This window comes from Actinotignum timonense, from assembly GCF_002860685.3.
Lineage (GTDB): Bacteria > Actinomycetota > Actinomycetes > Actinomycetales > Actinomycetaceae > Actinotignum > Actinotignum timonense.
Map to the genome: position 1 here is coordinate 1,047,621 of NZ_CP136960.1, position 21,233 is coordinate 1,068,853.

Genomic DNA, 21,233 nt, shown 5'->3' on the forward strand with positions numbered 1-21,233 from the left:
ACACCTCTGCCCACCCCATGACTGTGTCGCGTGGCAGCCCGGACGTAACGAGTTTTCCGTCGAGGCATGTCGCGCAACGCATGTCAAGGAAGTCAGCTTATTGAGCTACGTGACCTCAATAAGGTCGACTTTTCATTGGCATGGCAAGGAAAAGTCCGGGTATAAGACCCACCATTTGTCTATTAGCCCAATCGGTGCCGGAAACATTCATCAAAGAAGATTCGAGAGGGGCGATCCGGCAATGACAACACGACGGCAAGCGGCCCAAAGAGGCGCCTCGAAAGCCGCTGAGATCATTGCTAATCCGGGACAGAGGGTCTCAGCGAAGAAACGACGCTCCGGGGAGATTGCGATGCTGCGAGCGAATCTCAAGATGGAGATTCAAATGCAAAAGCGCCTGCGGGAACAAAAGGACTTCTTCACGTTCTAAACAGATGCCACCGCTACCAATCCCCTGGATCGGAAGCGGTGCAACCCGAACTGAAATCAGGGGGATACACCCCCTAAGGAATGATCTCTTACCATGTACGCATGGCTATTCCCGAAATCACTCTGCGCCGTATCGAGCGCTGGTGTGACGCGCTCGTCCCCGATTCATTCAAAGATGAACTCAGGTACGAGTTCGCTGTTACCAACAATTACATCGTGACTATCCTCGAAGTGCGCCCGGCGTGGAACGGCGTGGGCGGGCCAACGCGTGCTCCGGTTGCGCGCCTGCGCTACATCCGGAAACAGTGGAGCCTGTACTGGTGCGACCGAAACCAAAAGTTCCACGCATACGATATTGAGCCCAGCCTGCTCGTGGACGACCTCCTCGACTACATCGAGAACTCCAATGACCCGATCTTCTTCGGATAGCTCCTTGCGCTGAGCGTGCGATTCTTGTTGCGCTAGTCGTGCAGAGTTAACCTGCGTTCACCCGCGGCTTCCTGAATGGCTACCTTCGCCGCGTCACGTACGAACGCACTAACCAATATCGCTCACTGCCGCGCGAATGTCATCCATGAACCCACGAACCTCGGAATCATCGGGAGTAAAACGCGTTACGCCTTCTTCAAGCGCCGGGAGATTGCGGGCAAGTTGTGCCTTTTCCGCATCGCTAAGAGTCCTGTGAAACGCATCTTGAAACGCCAGCACGCCGCCCGGACCTGGCGCTTCATCGTAGAGGTAGTCACCGTCGCGGTTCATGACCGTGAACCGGTCAAAGCGAGTATCGCTGGCACATACCGCGGCAACGGTCCGTTCAAGAGCTGCAACAGCTACCTCGTGTGCCTGGGGCGGCGTCCAGCGGGAGGTGCGCCCCGCGAGCTGATCCAAGTAAAAGCGTTCCAGCAATCCCACTTGCGAAAGCAGCGGCGGGACTGCCACCACCACAGCGTGGGTGCGCCGGCCGGCCTTCCGGGCTTTGCCGGCTTCTTCGATGATCATCGTGGTGTTACGCCAGGTGCCTTCCACGAGCGTGGAAAACGAATTCTGTATCGCCCACTGCATGCACATGGCAATCCACTGCCCCGATGCAGCCGCAGTCACGTCGGGCATCCGCAGGGGATCATTGCGGATCAACCACTGGTAGTCCGGGTGAAAAGCCCGCAGGTCGTCCCCAATAATCTGGGTGATGTTCTCCTCGCTATACCGGGCTAAGAGGGCTCTTTGCCCGATAGTTTTACCTGCGCCGGGCTGCCCACCGAGGAAAATCGAGACCGGAGCACGCGAGGCTCGTGCTTTCGCAAAAATGCTCGGCGCAACGTTCTTGAGCCACTCTTCACGAATGTCGAAATCACACATGCGAGAGCGTGGTGGGTAGATGCTCAAGCAGTGCGTTCCAGGAGTTAATGCAGCGAATCTGCCCGGCCCGGTCTTTCCAGTGCACAGCGTTGCGCTGCTCAACCAACTCTACGTATTTGCCTCGATACGCAACTTCGAGTGGCTCATCGCCTGCCAAACGAGCCTGGCGTGAAAGCGAAATGTAGCGCGCGCCCAGCAGCGTCCCGGCTTCGTAGAACACGTCGTACAGCACCGTGTCCGAATACATTTCATAAGGTACAGCCACCATGCACCCCTCTCTTTCGTTTCCATCCTAAAGGGGACGAGTAGCCGGAGCTACCAAGTGCCCGACAAGCCCACATGACACCATAAAAAGCACGGGTCCTCTTCGAGGACCCGGCGACAACGCTTCCTCACGGGACTCGTCGTAAGCACCACGCTAACCAACAAACAGCCGTCAATCAAGACCCAAAATCCACGAGCGCCAAAGCCTATGAGGAGACGATGCTCATCGACGACGCTCATCACGGACGTACCCAGCGGTCATTCTCCCCCTTGCCTCCCCGCCCTTGGAAACTTATTCTAGGACTGACGTCCCAGCGGGCGGTTTTCCTAGTTGTTTTCGCATTGTTCAGCCTGTATATCTAAACTGGGCAAGGTGAATCCATTCACGTTGTCCACAAGGGGCATGGGGCATGCATAGGGGAGGAAATCAGTGAAACTTCAGCACTTGGAGGCTTTCGTGATGGTCGCCCGGGTCGGGTCCGTCAAGGATGCCGCTACTGAGCTTGGTTGTAGCCAGCCTTCGGTGACGAAGCAGATTCGCGAATTGGAGAAGACTCTCGGCCAGGAACTCCTGGATCGCTCCGGCCGCGGCGTTCGCCTTACCCCGGTGGGCATCCTTTTCGCCGGCCGGGCCCGCGAAATCCTCAACCTCTCGCGCCGCACCGTTGAAGAGTTCAGCATGCTCCACGGTGAGATTGGCGGGCACATCGTCATCGGCACCGTTGAGAGCGCCGCGGTCGCGGATATTTCCCAAGCGATCAAGAGCCTGCGCGATAACCACCCCGGCGTGAGCGTCACGCTCCGCCGGATTCGCCGCGAAACGGTGCTCGAACGCCTCTCCAGCGGCCTGCTATCTTTCGCCATCACTCCCGATGCCTGGGACCTGGCCGGCTATGAACGCCTCGCCCTCCCCACGCGCGATCGCTGGGGCATCCTGGTTCCCGCAAGTTCTCCGCTCGCCGCCCAGGAATCCGTCACCCTGGAGGAACTCGAAGGCGTCCCGCTCATCTGCCCGGACGACAGCGTCGGGCACCGGCAATTGGCCACCTGGCTCGATGACCACGGCGAACAATGCCAGGTGATTTACGACGTCGTCTACAACGCCCCGCAACTCGTTGATGCCGGCGTGGGCTACGCGGTTGTCAATGACTGCTCGGCCGGGCGCTGTTCGCATCTGGGCCTGATGTTCATCCCGCTCGCTCCCGCCACAAGCGCGGGCATGAGCCTGGTGTGGGATCCGGCCCGCGCCCTCACGCGCGTCGAACTCGCATTCCTGGAAGCGGCACGCGGGGTATGTGCGCAGCAGCCGGGCTTAGAGACCGATTTCTACACGATTTGAATCGCGCTCCCGAAAGGACGCTAACTCAGAGGCCCGCGCTGCCCCGCCCCAGCTTCACCCGACATCCGCTGAAACTCAATCCGCCCCAGCTTGTCCACCAGATAGGCGTGCACCAGCGACGCAAAAATCGGAGTGGCCGCGCGCAATAACGCCAGGCCGGAGCCGGTAAGGGTGGCATTGATGCCGCGGGCATCGTCTGCACTAATGGAGCGGTGAACAAGCCCGCGCCGTTCCAAGCGGCTCACGGTTTGCGAGGTCCGCGCGCGAGAGTGCGTGAGAAGATCGGCTAAAATGGTCATGCGCAAGCTGTGGCCGCTCGCCTTGGATAGGTGCGAAAGAACGTCGTATTCGTGCAGGGAAATTCGATAATTCGCCATCAACGCCCGATTTACAGCTTCGATAGCCAAGGAATGCGCGCGCAAGTATTCTTGCCATGCTTGCTGCTCATCATTCGAAAGTGAATTAACCCTTACACTCACAAGACAGTCCTTCCGTAAAGCCTGGTTTGATGGCTCGGTTCGCCCGTTGCGTGAAATCGTTTCGGACTGGTCTTGCCTAGAAACGATCAGTATTGCGGGATGTAAATCTTGTTACTCGAATCCGAGGGCAGGCGGAAAGCGGGGGGGGGGGGTGCTTTCTGTGCGTGAGTTGCGCCTGCTAGACATGCGCCCAACTATACACCCCCTTAGATAGAATAGACAGAGTTGAGAACGATTATTAATAGTTACGCCGATTTATAAACATGCATGGAAAAATGGACTGTTGTGCCGATTTTGTCTGATTTTTTCGCGCGCTCAAGGTTTCCTAAACGTAACGTATCGCACTCTCGATAGCTTTTTCGTTATCCGAACCTCAAATTTTTCACACGTGTCAGACAAATCTGAGTGGCGCTGTAGCGCAACCGTTTCGCGCATTTTTGGCCATAAGTACGACGACGCAGCTCCGGCGTCTCTATGTTGCTAAGCGGTTGGCAATAAATAGACGAAAAGCATCCAATAAATTAAATCCGCTCTCTTATTGTATGCATCTTTCCGAATCGTTATCCTCTGAAAAGTCCATTTCCTCGCTATCTAACCGACTTTTGGGAAGTTTTAAATGGGTTTCGTCAAGTGTGCTTCGCGTGCGGTCAGCGGTCTTCGTCGCTTAATGATCGCCATCCTTGCCCTCATGCTAATCGGTGGAATCACAATATTTACTCCCGGCTGGAACGCGATGGCGGCAAAAGTGTGGTGGGGCCCAGAAGGCTATGTTTGGTATACCTCTAACCACTCCGATCTTCACAACACCCACAAGCTTGTGGACGTTGATCATTCGAGTGTCAATCTTCCGAATGGTCGGAAGTTGGTCACTTATATCGCCCATTTTAATCGAGAAAAGTCCCCGGCTGCTTTTTCGGGCCGCGCGTGGCTCAATGTCTATTTACCCAAGGGGCTGATCGACGAAACCATCCGCATTACTCGCGAAAAAGAGGTGCAAAAATTCGTTTTTGGCGGCATGAAATGGCAATGGGAAACTGTTGCGCATCAACAGACTATTGGTGATTTTGACGCTTCCGATACGCGTGATGCTGGTCTTTGGCCGGAACCTAGATTTGACGAGCATTGGGATAAAGGCTTTATTCAGACAGATCCACTTCACGGCTCGTCAGCTGGTTCTTCGCAGGTGTGTCAGCTGACAGAGTGGAAGAATGGTGGGAAGTTCGGTCGTTCGTTGTGGTCGTATGAAGCGGGCACCAATGTATATCACCGGTGGATGATTACTGCCGAAGTGGAGCAGGACTTCGACGTTGAGAACGAACCGGTCATGGTTGGCTATAACTCATCTAATAGCGTCTCAAGTTGGGAAAATCATTTTATCTCCTACGGGCCGTACGACATGGATGGCGATGGAATGACCGATGTCCAAGAAAAAGAAAATGGGACAGATCCATACTCCGGTGCAGTCAAATACCCCACGGTGAAAGCCGAATATGGCAAAGTTGTGGCTGTTAAGCCGTATATTCCGCAGGGTAAGCTGGACTACGATAACTCAGGGCAGGGCAGCTGGCATTTCGTTGAGGATTCCTCGAAGCAGTCGTTTAGGAATTTTCCCGCTGGCACTAAATTCGCTTTGCCGCAGAGCCTCCCGAATTCTATCCAGAGGGTCTATACCCGTGACGTCAAAGAAAACCAGGTCTTTTTCAATGAAGATACCGGCGAGTTGCTATTTAGTCCCTCAAAGACGAACCGCGGTCAAACGGTGCCATTTGAAGTGACCGTTAACTATCCTCTAGTGGATAACTGCCGGCCACCTCAGTATAACCTGACGAAACTCGACATCGAAGTAATTGTTCAGGCTAATCTCTATGCGCCGGTCTACCAAAAGACTGAGGTGCAGGCAGGAAAGACCAAGACCGTTGCGGCACCCAAAGATTATGAACGCGAACTGCCTTCGGGTACTCGTTTCGAAATAACCGCTGAGGGTAAACGCGATTATTCGTGGGCAACCATGAAATCCGACGGATCCATCGATCTAAAACCAGGATTCGACGTGACTCCGAAAGACTATTCAATCCCGGTTGATGTGACATACCCGGATGGGTCGATGGAAAAGATCACTGCACCGGTCGAAGTTACAAAACCGGATAAGTTCTCAGATTTTTATCGTCCTGCTTACAAACCGGTGACGGTCAAAGCCGGCGAAACTGGCAAGGTTGAACCGCCGAAGGATCCTACCCGTTCCCTGCCACAGGGCACGAAGTTCTATAAGGAACCAGCGAGTACGATTCCTTGGGCTAAAGTCGACAAGAATACCGGTGAGATCACCTTAACTCCGGATCGAACCACTAATCCAAATGATTACTCCGTGCCGGTGAAGGTAGTATATCCGGATAACACAACCAGTGTCATTGTCGCTCCGGTGAAGGTCCTTGAATCAGGTTTGGTTCCCGGTGACTTCAAGCTACAAGTTACTCGTGGTTTGATTCCGGTCAGCGATATTGTTCTTGCGGAGGGGCAGCCTCTCGACCCCGTGGTGGATATTTCTGCCTCCCAGAAACTCAAGGTGGTAGACAAGATCCGTTTTAAGACGGTTTGCACGAAGAAGAGATTCGACGGGATTCCTGAGACGATCTATCGAGGCGCTATTAACGGTTGGGAGTTGAGATCTCCGGTCAATTATTGGCCCAAAGCAACCGAGGCCCAGGAAGCCGATTTCGCTCGCACGGGTATGAAGAAACCCGGGATTATCTATAAACAAGACGGTGTCGATGCCCGTTCTACAACGAGCTTCATTGACTCACCGGGTGGTAAGCATCCGATGGGGCCGGGGATTTATGAATGCTCCTTCTTCGCGTCGTCAAATATGAGCGGTTTTGTGAGCACCGCTGGCGGGGAAGACAAACTCATGCCAGATGGCTCTATTAATTCCTTGTATGCTTCTACGCTACTTGCTGGTAAAGGACTTATCTGGGATGTCAAGACCATCAAAATTACCGTGGTGCCGCAGCTCGTCATGCCAAAAACTGGTGGAGTGGGCGTTACTCCAGCCTTGGCCGTGATTGCATTTGCGAGCTGTATCGCTCTGGCCGGATGGTGTGCAAGGAGTAGCTATCGGTACCGAAACTAAATCCAACCAATCGACTGCGCCGAGGTGAATGAAGTTCCTCTGCGGGGCCCGTATACCCAAAATTCGGGCGAAGTCATCTTCGTCGGAAACAATTCAACTTCTCAAAACTGATCAGCTTTGGTCATCTACAAAGAAAAGGAATGGGAAACAACCATGTTAATCACGAAAATCCGTAAGGTTGCGGTGGCCTGCGCCGCGACCTTGGGGCTGGTCGCCACGGGCATCGCCGGTGCCTCAGCGGCGGACAGTAATGTTGCACCCTGGGATAAAGGGGCCCCGGCAACCGGCTCTATCACCATCGAGAAAGCCAAAGACGGAGAACCTACGGCCAAGGTTGCTGGAGCAGAATTCACCGTCAAGCAGGTTAATAAAATCAATAACAAACCGGTCACGCTCAACACCATGGCTGGTTGGCGCGAACTTGCCAAGAATGTTGATAATCTCAATAATGGCACGATGACGGATAGTCAACTCGAGCTGGGGAATCCCGAAAAAAAGCAAACCGGAACTGATGGCGTAGCTAAGTTCGAAAATAAGGCCGTGGGCTTGTACCAGGTGGCTGAGTCTAAGGTTCCCTCTGGTTACTCAAGCGAGGTCAAGACTTTCTACGTAACAATTCCTCAGATTAACGGCACCGCCCAGAAAACAACTACTTTCGACTATAACGTGGTCGTCAAGCCAAAGAATAAGGACTTGACCTCTAAGGTGACCAAAGTTGCCGACACGAGTGCGTTAGTTGGTGCCGGGGATACAATTGGCTACACCATTACGGCTGATTTGAATAAAACAAAGGATTCCAACGGTGGTAACGAGCTCACTAAGGATGATATTGTCGGTTTCAACGTTTTTGATGACGCACTCAAAACTGCATATGACAACGCTAGCAAACCCGCTGCCGTCACCAAGGTTACGGTAGAGGGAACTGATTTGACTAAAGATACCGACTACAGCGTTAGCGTTGCTGACACTCCGGGTGATGATACGCGTAGTCGCATCAAGGTCGAATTTACCGATAAGGGCCTGGAAAAGATTGTTGCTCAAGCTAATATGGAGGCTAACAAGTCCAAGGCTGTTAAGATCGCGGTAAAACTCGACTTTGTAGTTGCTAAGACCGCACCTGGCTCTGTTATTAACAAATATGGTTTTACTCCCGGTCATGGAACAGGTGAAACCCCCTCTGGCCCCGTGACGCCTGGAGATAACAAGCCAGGTGGGCCCACTCCTAATCCGGAAACCAAGTTCCTAAAGATGAAAATCAAGAAGGTCTCAGCAAAGAACGGAACAGCCATTAAGGGCGCCAAATTCAAGCTCTTTGCCAATGAGCAGGAGGCGATCAAGTGTGCCGCAGATCCATCGGGAGATAATTGCAAGGCTGCTTCAGCTCTTGGCGACTTGGTCTCCGGCGAGGATGGTTTCACTGCAGAGGTTCTGGTTAAGTCTGAGGATAGGTTCTATGCAGTTGAAACAGAAGCTCCCGATGATTACGTTCGTGCTACACAGCCCGAAGAAGTAAACGCTAATACGGTGAATAAGCGAGGCTTCTTCGAGTTTAAGGTAGAAAACGTTGCCAAGGCGGATTCCACCTTCTGGTTCAATCTGCCAAAGACCGGTGCTTTTGGTGTTGGTCTGTTCGCTTTGATTGGTCTTGGACTTGTTGGTGGCGGTACGGCGATGTTCGTGCGCTCTTCCAAGTCCCGTAAAGAAAACTAAATACACTCTGGTTTAGCACCTTTTCCAGTCTGGAAAAGTAGCGGCGCCGCCCTTCACACCTCCGAGGAGGGGCGGCGTCGCTCAGCCATATATTCATCATTTGCAACCATTAGATTTTAGGGATTTTGTGAAAATGAAAAAGCGGGCGAACTCTAAGCGCCCCCGATTCATGCGCGCGCTCCTGCTTGTACTCGCGGGAACGCTATGCCTGGCATACCCGCTGGTATCTACACTCTGGAACAATTATCAAGCCAAACTCGTTGTCCAAGACTACGTTGGGCATGTTAATAAGCAAGCGGAACAGGTAGCCCTTGATCACCTGGAGTCCGCACGCGAGTACAACAAGAATCGAAAAGCGGGTACCTTCACCGATCCCTACTCCCATACTGATATCCCAGCCAAGGCTGACGACCTCGCAGATTTCGAAAAATACTTAGAGACTCTCAACGAACCAGCCGGGGCGATGGCGACCGTGACGATCCCCGAAATTGGAGTTAATCTGCCCGTTTACCACGGAACCTCCTATGAGACCTTGCAGCGTGGTGCAGGGCACCTGTACGGCAGCGACCTACCCGTTGGCGGAACCGATAGGCACGCTATTATTACCGCGCACTCGGGCCTGCCAAATTCCACGATGTTCGACCAGCTCAACCATCTGGACAGTGGGGATATGTTTTATATCAACGTGCAGGGCACCACGCTCCAATACAAAGTTACGGACATCAACGTTGTTGATCCGACAGATATTAAGCTGCTGCAACGCCAAACAGGACGTGATCTTGCCACGCTGATTACCTGTACCCCTTATGGTATTAATTCGCATCGCTTGCTGGTCACCGGTGAGCGGGTATTACCTGACCGAGTTGAGCCGCCGCCGGCTGGGCACCAATGGTCATGGTGGATGACCCTCTTCATCTTCGCAATCCTTGCAGCCCTTGCCATTTGCGCGATGATTATTTTTGCCGGGCTTCGTAGACGAAAAGATGAAAAGAATCGGCACGCGCCCAAGCATGCCCTTAAAGAATAATTTCTGTGTTCTGAGTTCAAGACGAGAAAAAAATGCCCCGCGCTTGATCGGCGCGGGGCATCTTTTGTCGGCGGGGCCTATTAAATGTGGGCTTCGTGGTTCCTTCGTATAACAAGGAAACCGGCCGTAGCTGCGGCCGCTGCTGCGGTCAGCCACCAGACAGTGGGGGCACCGCTCGCGACAAGCTGGTTACTCGGCGTGGGAGCTGCGGATGGCGAACTTGAGGGAGAAGGCTGTCCGCTTGGTAAAGCTTCCGCCGTTGGTGCGTCGGTAGGTACGTAGGCGCTTGGATGGCCAGTGGGCAGCGCATCAGCAGCAGGCGCCGTTTGCGGGACATACTCTGTCGGATGCCCGGTAGGCAGGACATCTGCACTGGGCGCATCGGAAGGTACATACTCGCTTGGATGCCCGGTGGGCAGAGCGTCGGCAGTGGGGGCAGTTTGCGGAACGTATGCAGACGGGTGCCCGGTTGGCAATGGTCCTGCGGTTGGGGCAATCGTAGGAACATATTCGCTTGGATGCCCGGTAGGTAGGGCATCTGCGGTTGGTGCGGTGGTGGGCACGTAGGCGCCCGGGTGGCCAGTGGGCAGAGGATCCGCCGTCGGGGCATCGCTGGGAAGCGCCCAATAGGGGAGGAAAGGCAGCTTGATGACCCAGCGGGCCTCCTCACCCGCCAGGCGATACCCATCATCCGACCCGGGATCAGCGATGCGGTACTGCTTAGCCGCTTGCTCGGTGAGCTGCGCCGTCGTTAATGAATACGGGCCGTTCTCCTCAGGTTCCCCGGCCGCATTGTAGCCGCCGTTCGCAATTGTATAGACGAAAATATCGCGCAAGGGATCAGACTCCCCGTACACCGGCGCCTGCACCGTGCCGTAACCACCATGCTCGGGCGCGGGCAACACAAGCGGCGCGCGGGGCGTGACCGGACGGCAATTCGGCGCGGCATCGAATTCATAGGTGAGGCCCTCGGTATCGCTCCAGCCAGAATCGCCCGCCAGCACGTGGTAGCTGCCGAGATTCTCCGGACGCAGGGTCGCGTGAACCCGGTAGCGGGCGATGCGCAGCGGATCGGAGGTTGCCTGGCCGGCGCTATCGAAAGCTTGAACATCATAGGTGTAGACCAGGCGCGCCCACGGGATAGCGTCAAAAGACAAGGTGGCGGGCTGGCGGCAATCATCCCTGCGCACCAGCGCCGGCGCCGGCGGGAAAGGCACCTCAAGTTTCGGCTGCTTGCGGAGCGTAAAAGTCCAGCTGGGGGCCGGATCGGGGAGGCGATACTGGGCGGGAGCTGTTTGCGCGAGGGCGACAGTGATGCGGACGGTCTTGGATTCGTGGCCCGGCTCCGCGGACTCGTTCAGGGTTTCTTCGCTGTAGCGCAAGGCCTGGGCGCGCGGATCCGACGTGGGGTACGTGGGGTAGGTGATGGTATCCCACTGGCCAGCCGGGCCCTGCTGGAGCTCGGGGGCTTCCGGGGTGAGAATCTCCGTGAGGTCATCGGGGTTGGCGGTGGGCAACGCAGGCTGCGTGGGCGCGACGGTGGGCACACTGCTGGGCGGCTTGGTGACTTGGATGGGGACGGTGACGGTGGAGCTTGAGCCATCGGTGAAGGTGACCCGAGCCGTGGCCATATATGGTTCTGGGCGCGCGGTTGCGAGTGAAAGAGTTGAATAATCCGTGATGTCCTCGACGCGGGCCGTGGGCGGAAGCGCCGGGGTGGCGCTGATATTGTCCAGGATATTGACGGAGCCGCCCTCGAGGATGGTTTCGGGGGTGGCGGAAAGCTGGTACACCTCGGCGTCGGTGAGCACGGTGGTGTAGTGGAGTTCGCTGAGGTTGGGTTGGCGGTAGCCGCTCTGGTGGATCTCGTGGCGCTTGCCAACGCGGAAATCGGTGCCCATCCAGTCGGGGAGCGTATTGATGCGTTCTTCGAAATAGGAACGCGAGCCGTGGCCGTTCGCGGAAGTGCCGATGCTGAGGGCGCCATCGAAAGTGCCCACCGGCGCGATAGTGGAATCATTATCCACAATGTAATGCCGGGCGCGGCCCTGAGCGGTGAGGCGGCTGATGGTGGTGTTTACGTCATTGAGCCAGTTGTTGAAAGCGTTGCCGCGGACCTTCGGGGCGTTGAAGGTGAAGGCCTGCTTATAGGCGGTGATATGGTGCTTTTCGGCCTCCACCAGGCCGCGGGCGGCGAGGTAGCCGCCGAGGGAATGGCCGGTTACGTAGAGGTTGTTGATGGACTCATCGCGGCCCAGGTGGAGGAGGGTGTTCTTCATGCTAAGGGCCTGGTCCGGGTCGGTACCGAAGAAGAGGTTGAGGTCGTCGTCGTAATCGCTGGCGGCGCTGGTGCCGCGCACCGCCAAGACCTGCACCGAGTTCTTGGGCAGGTGGACGTAGTTACTGGTGTTTTCGAAAAGCACCGCGTCGAAACCGTTGGATTCGTGGAAGGACTGCCGCATCCGCCAGAAAGGCGCGAGCTCCTTATTCATGAGGGCGTATTCCTGGCGGTCCTTGTGCAGATCCGTGAGCTCGGCGTGGCGGTTGAGGACCTTTTTGATATACGGGTCATCGCGGTAGGAGAGCTCCATAAAAAGCGCCATATCGCGCGAGCTGATATTCCAGACCAGGGGCTCGCGGTCCGCGGAATCGATGTGGCCATCGCCGTCGCTATCCTCGAGGCGCGGGTGAGTGTTATAGCCGTAGTAGGTGCGCCCGCCCTGCGAATAGGTGTACAGCTCCAGGCTATTGCGCAGGCCATCACCATCATCATCCGCATCCGGCACCAGCACCGGCTGCTGGTAGAGGAGCGAATCCACCCGGCCATCGGGAAGGCGGATTTCCCCGCTCGCGATCATGGCGGCAGTTTCGCGGGTGAGGGGGTGGTGTGCGCCGTCGTTCCCATGGGCGAGGGCGGTTGCGGCGAGCGGCGCCGTTAAGGTGAGCGCCAGAAGCGCCGTGCATGCGGTGGCGAGGATTTTTCGACGGTTTCCCACAGTGGCCCCTTGGGTGAATAGTGCCCGCCATAGTGAACTAAAAGTGATGACTTGAAGTGACACGGTACCGGAGGTATCGGCGGGTTGAAAAATATGCTGAGGAAATTTTATATGCATAAAGATGCCCGGAGGTAGTGGGAAAAGTGTGAGATTCAGGCGTTTAAGCGCATAAACCAAAGCTTGTCTATGTATTTAAAAATACTTTCCAGACTGTGGAAAAATGTGACGCATCTGTAAATGTGTAATCCTTAAATACCATTTGCTTGTGGCTTTTCTGGATTTAGCCTGGGAGTGGTTCGGAGTTATGGCCGCCGGTAGTTACTGCGTGGGGCCGGTGGTCGCTCTGACGAAAATACATCTTTTACCACGTTATGGGAGAAAACTATGAAGGTGAAGAAGATTGCTGCTGGCGTGGTCGCCGGAGCTGCCCTTATGTCCGCGGGGGGGGGGGTTGCATTTGCATCCCCGAATGACGCCAATGACGTTAGCGTAACCGAGACGGCTGACGAGGTGAAGGCCCGCGAAGACGCGGCTGCGGACGCCTGGGAAGCTGCCGCCAAGGCTGACGCTGATTCGAAGAAGCTGGATACCGAGACTGCCGAAGAGGGTAAGGCTCGCGAGGATGCTGCGGGTGACGCTTGGGAAGCTGCGGCGAAGGCTGACGCGGACTCCAAGAAGTGGGATACCGAGACGGCTGACGAGGTGAAGGCCCGCGAAGACGCGGCTGCGGACGCCTGGGAAGCTGCCGCCAAGGCTGACGCCGATTCCAAGAACTGGGATACGGAGACTGCTGACGAGGGTAAGGCTCGCGAGGATGCTGCGGGTGACGCTTGGGAAGCCGCGGCTAAGGCGGATGCCGATTCCAAGAACTGGGATACTGAAACCGCTGAAGAAGGTAAGGCACGCGAAGACGCCCACGCTGACGCCTGGGAAGCCGCGGCTAAGGCGGATGCCGATTCCAAGAACTGGGATACCGAAACCGCTGAAGAAGGTAAGGCACGCGAAGACGCCCACGCTGACGCCTGGGAAGCCGCGGCCAACGAGGCCCTGAAGAAAGAAAGCGATCCGGGCACCACGGATCCCAAGGTGGACGACACCACCAAGGAAGACCCGAAGGTCGATCCGAAGGATGAGGATCAGCAGAAAGACAAGCCCGCCGATAAGACCGACGCTCCGAAGGTAGAGGACGGCCAGAAGGGTGAAACCCCCAAGGCCGAAACTCCGAAGGTGGAGGATAAGAAGGCGGATGCCCCGAAGGTAGACGCCCCCAAGGCCGAAGCGAAGAAGGATAACGCGGGTAAGGAAACCGCCAAGAAGGCGGAGGGGAAGACCCTCGCGAACTCCGGCGCTGAAACCGGAATGCTCGCGGGCGCTGCTCTGCTTCTCGCCCTCGCGGGTGGCTCTTTCGTGACGTACCGGAAGTTCGCTCGCTAAGTAATTGTTCGCGAGGCGAGCGTTTGTGCGCTAAGCATGCGTTTGCTCATCGTTCCTGAAAGTTGATGTATATCCGCGTGTAACGCACCTTCCCATTGGATATGCATCGGCGCAATAGCCGCCGGGTCCATTAGTGCGGTTGGTCCCGGCGGCTTTTTATATGCGCGAGCGCCGCTGTGCCCGCCGCTGCGCGCCCGCGCGCGTGGCCGTGCGGGATGGCTCATACCCGCTTATGTAGCTCCGCTTCTACCTGCGATAGTATTCACGTTTTACTAAAATACAAGATTCCAATTCTGAATTACGGTAGCGGAAGTATATGTTTGTCTTTTACAATCAGTGTGAACGATATTTATTCACCCACTGGAGCTGTCTCACTACGTGGCGGTGATAAATATCGAATAAACCAATTTTGTAGAGGGAAGTCTGTGGGTATGCATACTCGTTTTCGACGCGTACTTACGGCACTTATTGCATCGTGTGTGCTGTTCTCCATACTGCAAGCCGTGCCGTTCGTTCCGGCTTCTACCGCGCACGCCGCGGGAGCCGCCACGTATCCGGTATTCGGTTCCGATGATGATCCCTTCCCCGCAGACCCGCAGCGCCCCACCCTCGAAAGTGACGAAGGCGCCGAATCGGTCGCCTTCGTTTTCGGATTCGGCATGAATACCGGGTGGGCCACCATGGGCGGCGCCACCGATTACATCGATAACGGGTTGTGCCCCAACGAAGAAAACTGGCCGGAAGAATACCGCAAAGAAGGCAAACGCTCCCGGCAGGAAAAGCGCGGGAAAGTCTGCCGCAACTGGGACCAGAACCTCGCCCTGGAACGCGAAATAGCACGCCACCGCGGCAGCTCCCTTAAAGTTGGTATCTACACTTTTGCCCGCAAAGCCGATGTACAAGACGGCCGGCTCTGGAATAACACTCCGGATCTGAAAGCCACCTCGCTGCAAAGCCCGGAAGGCTACCAAAAAGTCGTCGATAAAATCCGCTCCCTGGATGGTTCGAAGGATGGCAAACTCCCTGTATGGGACCACGGCAATAACCTCCAGTACGGGCTCGGGCTGGTCTACCGCGATATGGTCGAATACGAACGCGAGCAACTGGAGAAAAACCCGGGCGTCAAACCAAAGCCCCTGTACACCAAAATCATTGTGCTCACCCACGGCGATAACCGGTACTACCTGGACGGCACGGTCAAGAAAACGGGTGCGAGCTACGAGGCGGATATTAACGCTCTGGACGTTGATGCCAAGTTCATGGACTATCCGGAAACCTGGACTAATTGGGGTTATAACAGTTCGGATGTCACCCGGCGTGCCGGAAACGTGGCCGCTATGGGCGTCGCCAGCCTGCTGCGCGGCAAGAACGCCGATGTGCGGGTGCTCGGCATGGGCGAATGGACGAAGAGGTTTTACTACGAAAAATCCCTGAAAACAATCGCGGAAGCCATGGTCCCGGGTCAGGAAGACCGCTACGAACACATCGATTTCCCCACCAAAGGTGATGACGCCACCAACTACTGGGGTACCGTGGGCGGCTCGAATTACTCCAAGAACGGCATCGCCAACGGCACTTTCGAAGGAGTGCTCCACCGGTGGATTCTGGAACAAAAAAGCATCTCCATTACCTCCGATCTCATTGATGAAAATTTCCGCTACCGGGAGCCGCATCGCGGCCAACAACTCGCCGTAGAGATCGCCGGCGGGCAAACCCTGAACCTCACCACAAATGACCTCGGGCGAACCGCCGTCCGCCTCACCGGGCATAACACTTCCGGCGGGATAACCGTGCGGGAAACAGGATCTCCGCTTTCGGTTACCTCCACCATGCTCGGCAACGAGCCACGCTGCTGGGGCATTGATAGCCGGGACGGCCAAGGTAAAGAAATATCGGCAAGCGCGCTGCCCGTGGATAAGCACGGCCGCAGTGGTTTCACGCTTTCCGGGGATCAGCTCAACCATTTCTACTCCATTAAATGCTCGCTGTATTCCCGGCCCCTGCAAGACACCCAAATCATTAAGAAGGCGCAGGTCACCAACGAACAAATTCGTTTCGAAGTGGGTGGCTACCCGCACGGCAACCCGCCCACCTACACCGGCGGCGCCGAATACGATATTGAGTACTCCTGCACCGACCCGCTGGGCCGCGATACCAAAGCGGTTATTGCGCAGGGCACTGAAACCCGCCGCCTCGAAAACGTCAATGTAGCGGTCACGCTCCCGGCCATTAACGTGGGAAAGCTTCCGGTGGGAGCGCAATGTACCATTCGCGAAAAGATCAAGATGCCGGGCGGGCGCAGCGCCCAAGAACTCTCGCAGTTCTTCACCTCCAGCACTACGCTGAGCGGAACTAATTACCGGCTTGATCACGAGAACCCGCAAAGTTCCCACGGGCAATCCGTTTCTGCCGTCTCCACGGGTACTGTTACTTCCGCCCCGGATAGCGCCGGCGGCAGCACGGGCGGCACCGGTGCCGGCAGTGCGGGCGGCACCGGAACCACCAGCACCCTGGTCTCCGAAACGATCTATTCCTCGCAAATGGCGTCGGTCAGCGTGGACGTCAAGTTCACTAACTCCGGTGCGGATCCGGCCCTCAAGGCCAAGATCGCGGCGGGGGAGCTCCCGGAAACAGTCCCGGTGTACTACAACTGCCGCTTTATGCCCGATCCCACCAAACCGCCCGAACTTCCCGAAACTAACCAGGGATCCTATCCCGGCTTCGTGGGCGCGGGCTACGTTGATGTGCCCGTGGGCGGCGGCACGATCACCCTCGGTAAGGAGGGCGACCGCGATGTGTGGCCGGTGGGGACCCACTGCCTCTTCTCCACGGTCCCGCCGGCCGGCGGTGCCCCGCAGCCCGGCGGCGCGCAGCCGGCAGGTTCCCGCGTGAACGTTCCCGGATTCACCGTCACTGATTCCTTCAGCTCGGATATTTGCGCGGCCGACGCCAAAGAACGCCCCGGCGAAGCGAAACAATGCGCCCAAGAATACTTCTGGGTGCATTCGGGCGGGAACCACAAGATCCATATCACCCAGGACCTCACCCGCCAGCACGGCACCCTCAAAGTCACCAAGCAATTGAGCGGCCCGGCCCAATCCCAGGGCGTGGGGCAGGAATTCCCTATGCGGATGCAATGCACCGATAGTGGGGTGCAGGTCCCCATCGGCGAAGGCGCGGATGCCAAGCCCGCTCACGATTTCACGGTGGGGCACGGTGCCCCGCATACCGTGACGGGCGTGCCCGCCGGCGCTGCCTGCACCATCACCGAACAGGCCACGGATCTCGCTACCGCCACGGTGGCCCCGCTGGCCCCGGTCCACCTCGCCCCGATCACCGATGTGAACACCATCAGTCAGGTCACGATCACGAATACCCTGGACTACAAATACGGGCAGGTGCAGGTATCCCACAGCAGTGATTTCGCGGAGAACCTCACCGACCCGCAGCTCCAGCAGCGCCTCACCAGCGTCGAAAAAGAAGTCACGCTGACCTGCCGTTTGCCAGATGGGGGAGCCCTCCCGGAGCAGCGCGTGCGGGTGACCGATTCCGGCAAGGTGCCTTTCCCCGATCAGATTCCGGCGGGGAGCACCTGCTCGCTCTCCGCCCGCCCCACTGACCTGGGCGTTCGCGTGGACTACCGTTCCCCGAGCGTCAGCATTACGGTGGGTGCAGACGCGGTCACCGAGGTGGACCTGCGCACCACCTTCGAGCTGCCCAAGGCCGGCGCGATCAACTTCCACCCCAAGGTCCAGGCCCGCCCCGGTTACGCCCTCCTCAATAGCAAGGTCCCGGCGACGGCTCCGGCAACGCTCACGTGCGGTTCCGTGACGCGGAACGTTGAACTTGACCTTGCTTCAGGTACGACGACGACGCTCAGCGGCGCTCCCATCCCGGAAAATACCGCGTGCTCTCTGGAAGTTAACCTCGGGGATAGCCCGCTCCTGAGCCGGGCCAGCCAGGTGCGTATTGGTGATGAGCTTTCCGAGAAGAAGGACGGCACGAGCGCCGTTTTTGAATTCACCTCTCCTGCGGCTGATAGTTCCCTCAATATCGAAGTGAGCGCCTGGTTCGGGGTGGCCCGCACCGAGGTCACCCTCACATCGCAAGGGAATGTTTTCACCTCTCCCAATGCGGAGAGTCAGGAACGCATCCCCGTCCCGTCCGGGTGGAAAGAAGCTCTCTTTAAGAAGGAAAACGGGGAGATGGCTATCGGCGCGAACCTGGTGTGCACCTACCGAGAAGGTGGGGAGAGTGCCACGGAAAGCACCCCGATTGAGGTACGGCCCCGCAGTGAAAACTCCACTACCGTGGCGGTGCCTTTCGGGTGGACGTGCGAGCTCGCGGCCAATCATGATTCCCTCCAGGTCCCCGGGGCTACCCTGGTGGATTCGCGCTGGCAGATCCCCGCTGATCGTGGCGGGCAGCCGGGCACCCCGCAAGCCGGAGCCCGGAACTCCTGGGTGGCTGACGGGCCTACCACCGCGAAACTCATTGCTGATTACCGGATACAGCTGGCCTCCTTCAACGTGAAGAAAAACGTGGGCGGGGAAGGCGTTGCTATTATTTCCGGCTCCAAAGAATTCACCATCAATATTTCCTGCTCCCTCAACGGGCTCCCCATCGATATTCCCGCCCCGCGCAAGGCAACCGATACGTCTTTCGATGCGGTGGGCAGCTTCGGCACGGACCTGGCGGCGCGCCTGAGTAAGACTGCGCGGCAGCACAGCGTGACTATCGGGCGCTTCCAGCAGGGCGAATGGAATCCCATTGACGCTCTACCGGCCGGCGCGGTGTGTACCGTGGAGGAAACACCTGCTTCGGTAACGGTGGAGAAAACTCAGTGGGATAAATACTGGCAGCTTGCCGCCGGATACCGTGGCCGTGAAGCCGCCCAGGCCTGCGTGGCCGGATCGAAGGCGTGCCGCCCGGTCGAAGGCGCGGGCGCGGAAACCGCCCAGGTATTCCTACCCCGGGATACCCCGCGCCGGGATAATCCCTATCCGGTTCCGGCAGCACCTTCGGGAACAGCCGCGGCCGGAACCGCCCCGGCCCACCCGAAAGTCCCCGAGGTGCTCCCGGAAAACTTCGCGGGAACCATGGTGGTGTGGAATAACTACACCTTCCAGAAAACCAAGGTACGGGTGGATCTCACGGCTTCCGGAACCGGCGCGCAGCTCATGAACGATGCCGATTACAGTGCCCGCCTCTACTGCCGCCCGCCCGTCACCCTGACCGAGGCGGAACAGGATGCACTGCCCGAGGGCGCCAATGCCGCCGGAATTATCCAAGCAGACCTCCGCTTCACCGTGGATGAGCAGGGCAAACGCAGCGCGGTTGCCAATCAGCTCATCCCGGTGGGCTATTCCTGTGTACTGGCCCAAAAGAAACTTCCCGCCTATGACACCCGGGTAGAAGCCACCATCGCGGCCGTGCCCGGCCAGCCCACCCGCACCGCAGCCGCGGAGCAGGTACGCGAATTCTTCGCTTACGGGAACGGCAAGAGCCTGGTGGATACGGATACCAACCTCAGCCTGGGCGTAGGCGACCAAACCCTGTTGGCCTTCACGGTTCATCCCGATCTCACCGGGGCCGGTGCCGCCAGCGAAGTACCGGAAACCGGGTTCAGCATCACGAACCTCATCGAACGCATCCCGGCGCAGCTGACTGCCCAGCACATCCTCGATACTCCCGATACCGAGTGGCGCACCTCCGTTGGCGTGCAACTCGTGGCGGAGAAACAACTGGCCTACACCCTGCACTACCGCTGCCAAGATGCCTACCTCAAGGAAGAAGGAAATCCCAGCAGTCCGAAGATCACGGAAGGCAGTATCGCCCTCCCCGCACAAAGCAGCATCGCGGTCTTCGGGCCAGAGCGATTTATGCCGGCCAGCTCGACGTGCACGATCTGGCACACCGTGGCGGGCGCGGATCCACTCGCGGACTACGGAGGGCGCGTGCACTTGCTTCCCAGTCTCAAGGTAGAAAGCACAGCCGGAACCGCGGTAACCGAAGCCAAACTCGATGCGGCGCTCGATACCGTGCAAGCAAGCGGGGTGCAGCTCAGTGAAACCCCGGGAAGCACCGTGACTTTTAAGGATGACTACTTCTATAACCGGCGCACCTACGAACTCGGCAGCGCGGTAGTAGGGGAGCGCGCCGAAGAAGTGAGCCTGGACCAGCTTAACTACAGCTATACCTGTAAGCTGCCGCTGCTTCCGGGTATCCCCGCGGGTACTACGCAAAATGGCCAGCTCAGCCCGGTGGTGAACCGTGCGTACGCGCAGCTCCCGGTTCTTCCCGCCGGGTCGGTATGCGAGGTGAGCGGTAACCCGCCTGCCGTGCCGCGCTACGTCCGGCTCCACACCCGGTGGGTGGACTGGGGCGGAGAACTCGGCCTGCCCGATGAGGTAGCGGATGGTAGCGGCGTCGTCGATCCTCTCACCAGTGACAGTTTTACGCACGCGGCCGCGAACGATCTGACCGAAAAGCCGTTTACGGTGCGTCTGGACGAGGCGCACCCGAAGGGTGTGCTGCTGTATCACGCGGCCAATAATGGCGTGCCGGTGCTCATTCAGAAGGTGGACGCGGCGGGGAAGCAGGTCCCGGATGCGAGCTTTGCGCTGTATAAGGGCAGCCTGGAGGCTCAGCCGGAGGAGCTCGTGCGCGAGGGCGCGGCGGGCACGTACCGGCCCGCGCAGGATTTGGACCCAGGAACGTATTACGTGGTGAATACGAATGCGGGCGCGCATGCCGGCCAGCAACTGCCCTTCCCCTTTGAGTTCACGGTGGCGAACGGGAACGGCGTGATGAGCCTGGCGGATCGCACTCAGGCCAGCGGGCTCATCCAGCTGTTCACCCCGGAGGGCGCGAATGCTTCCGGGGGCGAGCAGAGCATTACGGCGACGGGGAAGTGGACCATCCAGCTCGCGGACGTGAGCGTGGGCGAACTGCCGCATAGCGGTGGCTGGCGGCCCTGGGTGATTGCGGCCGGGGTGGCCCTGCTGCTCGCGGCGCTTATCCGCATGAATCGAAAGCAATAAAACAGAATTACACGCACAACTAAGAGGAG

General features: G+C 57.7%; 12 protein-coding genes. 8 read left to right on the top strand and 4 right to left on the bottom strand.

Annotated features, from left to right (window positions below):
• The first annotated feature begins 100 nt into the window (after nt 1-100).
• Together CYJ17_RS04325 and CYJ17_RS04330 are read left to right on the top strand one after the other, a co-directional pair.
• Entirely contained in the window at nt 101-430 is a 330-nt protein-coding gene (locus tag CYJ17_RS04325; RefSeq protein ID WP_143231794.1) for a hypothetical protein, read from the top strand.
• A gap of 101 nt (nt 431-531) precedes the next feature.
• On the top strand, nt 532-858 hold the full coding sequence (locus tag CYJ17_RS04330) for a DUF3024 domain-containing protein (RefSeq protein WP_087069843.1): 327 nt from the start codon (nt 532-534) through the stop codon (nt 856-858).
• A 108-nt stretch (nt 859-966) separates the two neighbouring features.
• On the opposite strand, the gene CYJ17_RS04335 is transcribed toward CYJ17_RS04330, so the two are convergent.
• A complete protein-coding gene (locus CYJ17_RS04335; RefSeq protein WP_087069842.1) occupies nt 967-1,785 on the bottom strand; it encodes a zeta toxin family protein in 819 nt (272 codons plus the stop codon).
• Nucleotides 1,778-2,053 carry a hypothetical protein gene (locus CYJ17_RS04340; protein ID WP_087069841.1) on the bottom strand — a complete coding sequence of 92 codons (276 nt, stop codon included), beginning with the start codon at nt 2,051-2,053 and terminating at the stop codon, nt 1,778-1,780. The genes CYJ17_RS04335 and CYJ17_RS04340 overlap by 8 nt, the downstream gene beginning before the upstream one ends.
• Nucleotides 2,054-2,479: 426 nt before the next feature.
• Here CYJ17_RS04340 and CYJ17_RS04345 point away from each other — a divergent pair, with 426 nt between their 5' ends.
• On the top strand, nt 2,480-3,388 hold the full coding sequence (locus tag CYJ17_RS04345) for a LysR family transcriptional regulator (protein ID WP_087069840.1): 909 nt from the start codon (nt 2,480-2,482) through the stop codon (nt 3,386-3,388).
• A gap of 20 nt (nt 3,389-3,408) precedes the next feature.
• Here CYJ17_RS04345 and CYJ17_RS04350 read toward each other — a convergent pair whose 3' ends face one another.
• Nucleotides 3,409-3,765: a MarR family winged helix-turn-helix transcriptional regulator gene (locus CYJ17_RS04350; protein WP_244899296.1), complete on the bottom strand. Its 357-nt coding sequence runs from the start codon at nt 3,763-3,765 to the stop codon at nt 3,409-3,411.
• Nucleotides 3,766-4,483: 718 nt separating this feature from the next.
• On the opposite strand from CYJ17_RS04350, the gene CYJ17_RS04355 reads away from it, so the two are divergent.
• The 3 genes from CYJ17_RS04355 to CYJ17_RS04365 all read left to right on the top strand — a co-directional run bounded on the left by CYJ17_RS04355 (nt 4,484) and on the right by CYJ17_RS04365 (nt 9,731).
• The gene (locus tag CYJ17_RS04355) at nt 4,484-6,994 is read left to right on the top strand and encodes a Rib/alpha-like domain-containing protein (protein ID WP_101595608.1); all 2,511 of its coding nucleotides are present in this window, start codon (nt 4,484-4,486) and stop codon (nt 6,992-6,994) included.
• Nucleotides 6,995-7,111: 117 nt separating this feature from the next.
• Entirely contained in the window at nt 7,112-8,704 is a 1,593-nt protein-coding gene (locus CYJ17_RS04360; RefSeq protein WP_101595610.1) for a SpaH/EbpB family LPXTG-anchored major pilin, read from the top strand.
• Nucleotides 8,705-8,804: 100 nt separating this feature from the next.
• Nucleotides 8,805-9,731 carry a class C sortase gene (locus tag CYJ17_RS04365; RefSeq protein ID WP_143231793.1) on the top strand — a complete coding sequence of 309 codons (927 nt, stop codon included), beginning with the start codon at nt 8,805-8,807 and terminating at the stop codon, nt 9,729-9,731.
• 80 nt (nt 9,732-9,811) lie between these two features.
• Here CYJ17_RS04365 and CYJ17_RS04370 read toward each other — a convergent pair whose 3' ends face one another.
• The gene (locus tag CYJ17_RS04370) at nt 9,812-12,727 is read right to left on the bottom strand and encodes a Rib/alpha-like domain-containing protein (RefSeq protein ID WP_087069834.1); all 2,916 of its coding nucleotides are present in this window, start codon (nt 12,725-12,727) and stop codon (nt 9,812-9,814) included.
• Nucleotides 12,728-13,111: 384 nt separating this feature from the next.
• On the opposite strand from CYJ17_RS04370, the gene CYJ17_RS04375 reads away from it, so the two are divergent.
• Together CYJ17_RS04375 and CYJ17_RS04380 are read left to right on the top strand one after the other, a co-directional pair.
• Nucleotides 13,112-14,161 (top strand): hypothetical protein, encoded by a 1,050-nt coding sequence (locus tag CYJ17_RS04375; RefSeq protein ID WP_101657664.1) that lies wholly within the window; start codon nt 13,112-13,114, stop codon nt 14,159-14,161.
• 503 nt (nt 14,162-14,664) lie between these two features.
• Nucleotides 14,665-21,204: a DUF5979 domain-containing protein gene (locus CYJ17_RS04380; RefSeq protein ID WP_101657665.1), complete on the top strand. Its 6,540-nt coding sequence runs from the start codon at nt 14,665-14,667 to the stop codon at nt 21,202-21,204.
• Nucleotides 21,205-21,233 lie beyond the last annotated feature (29 nt).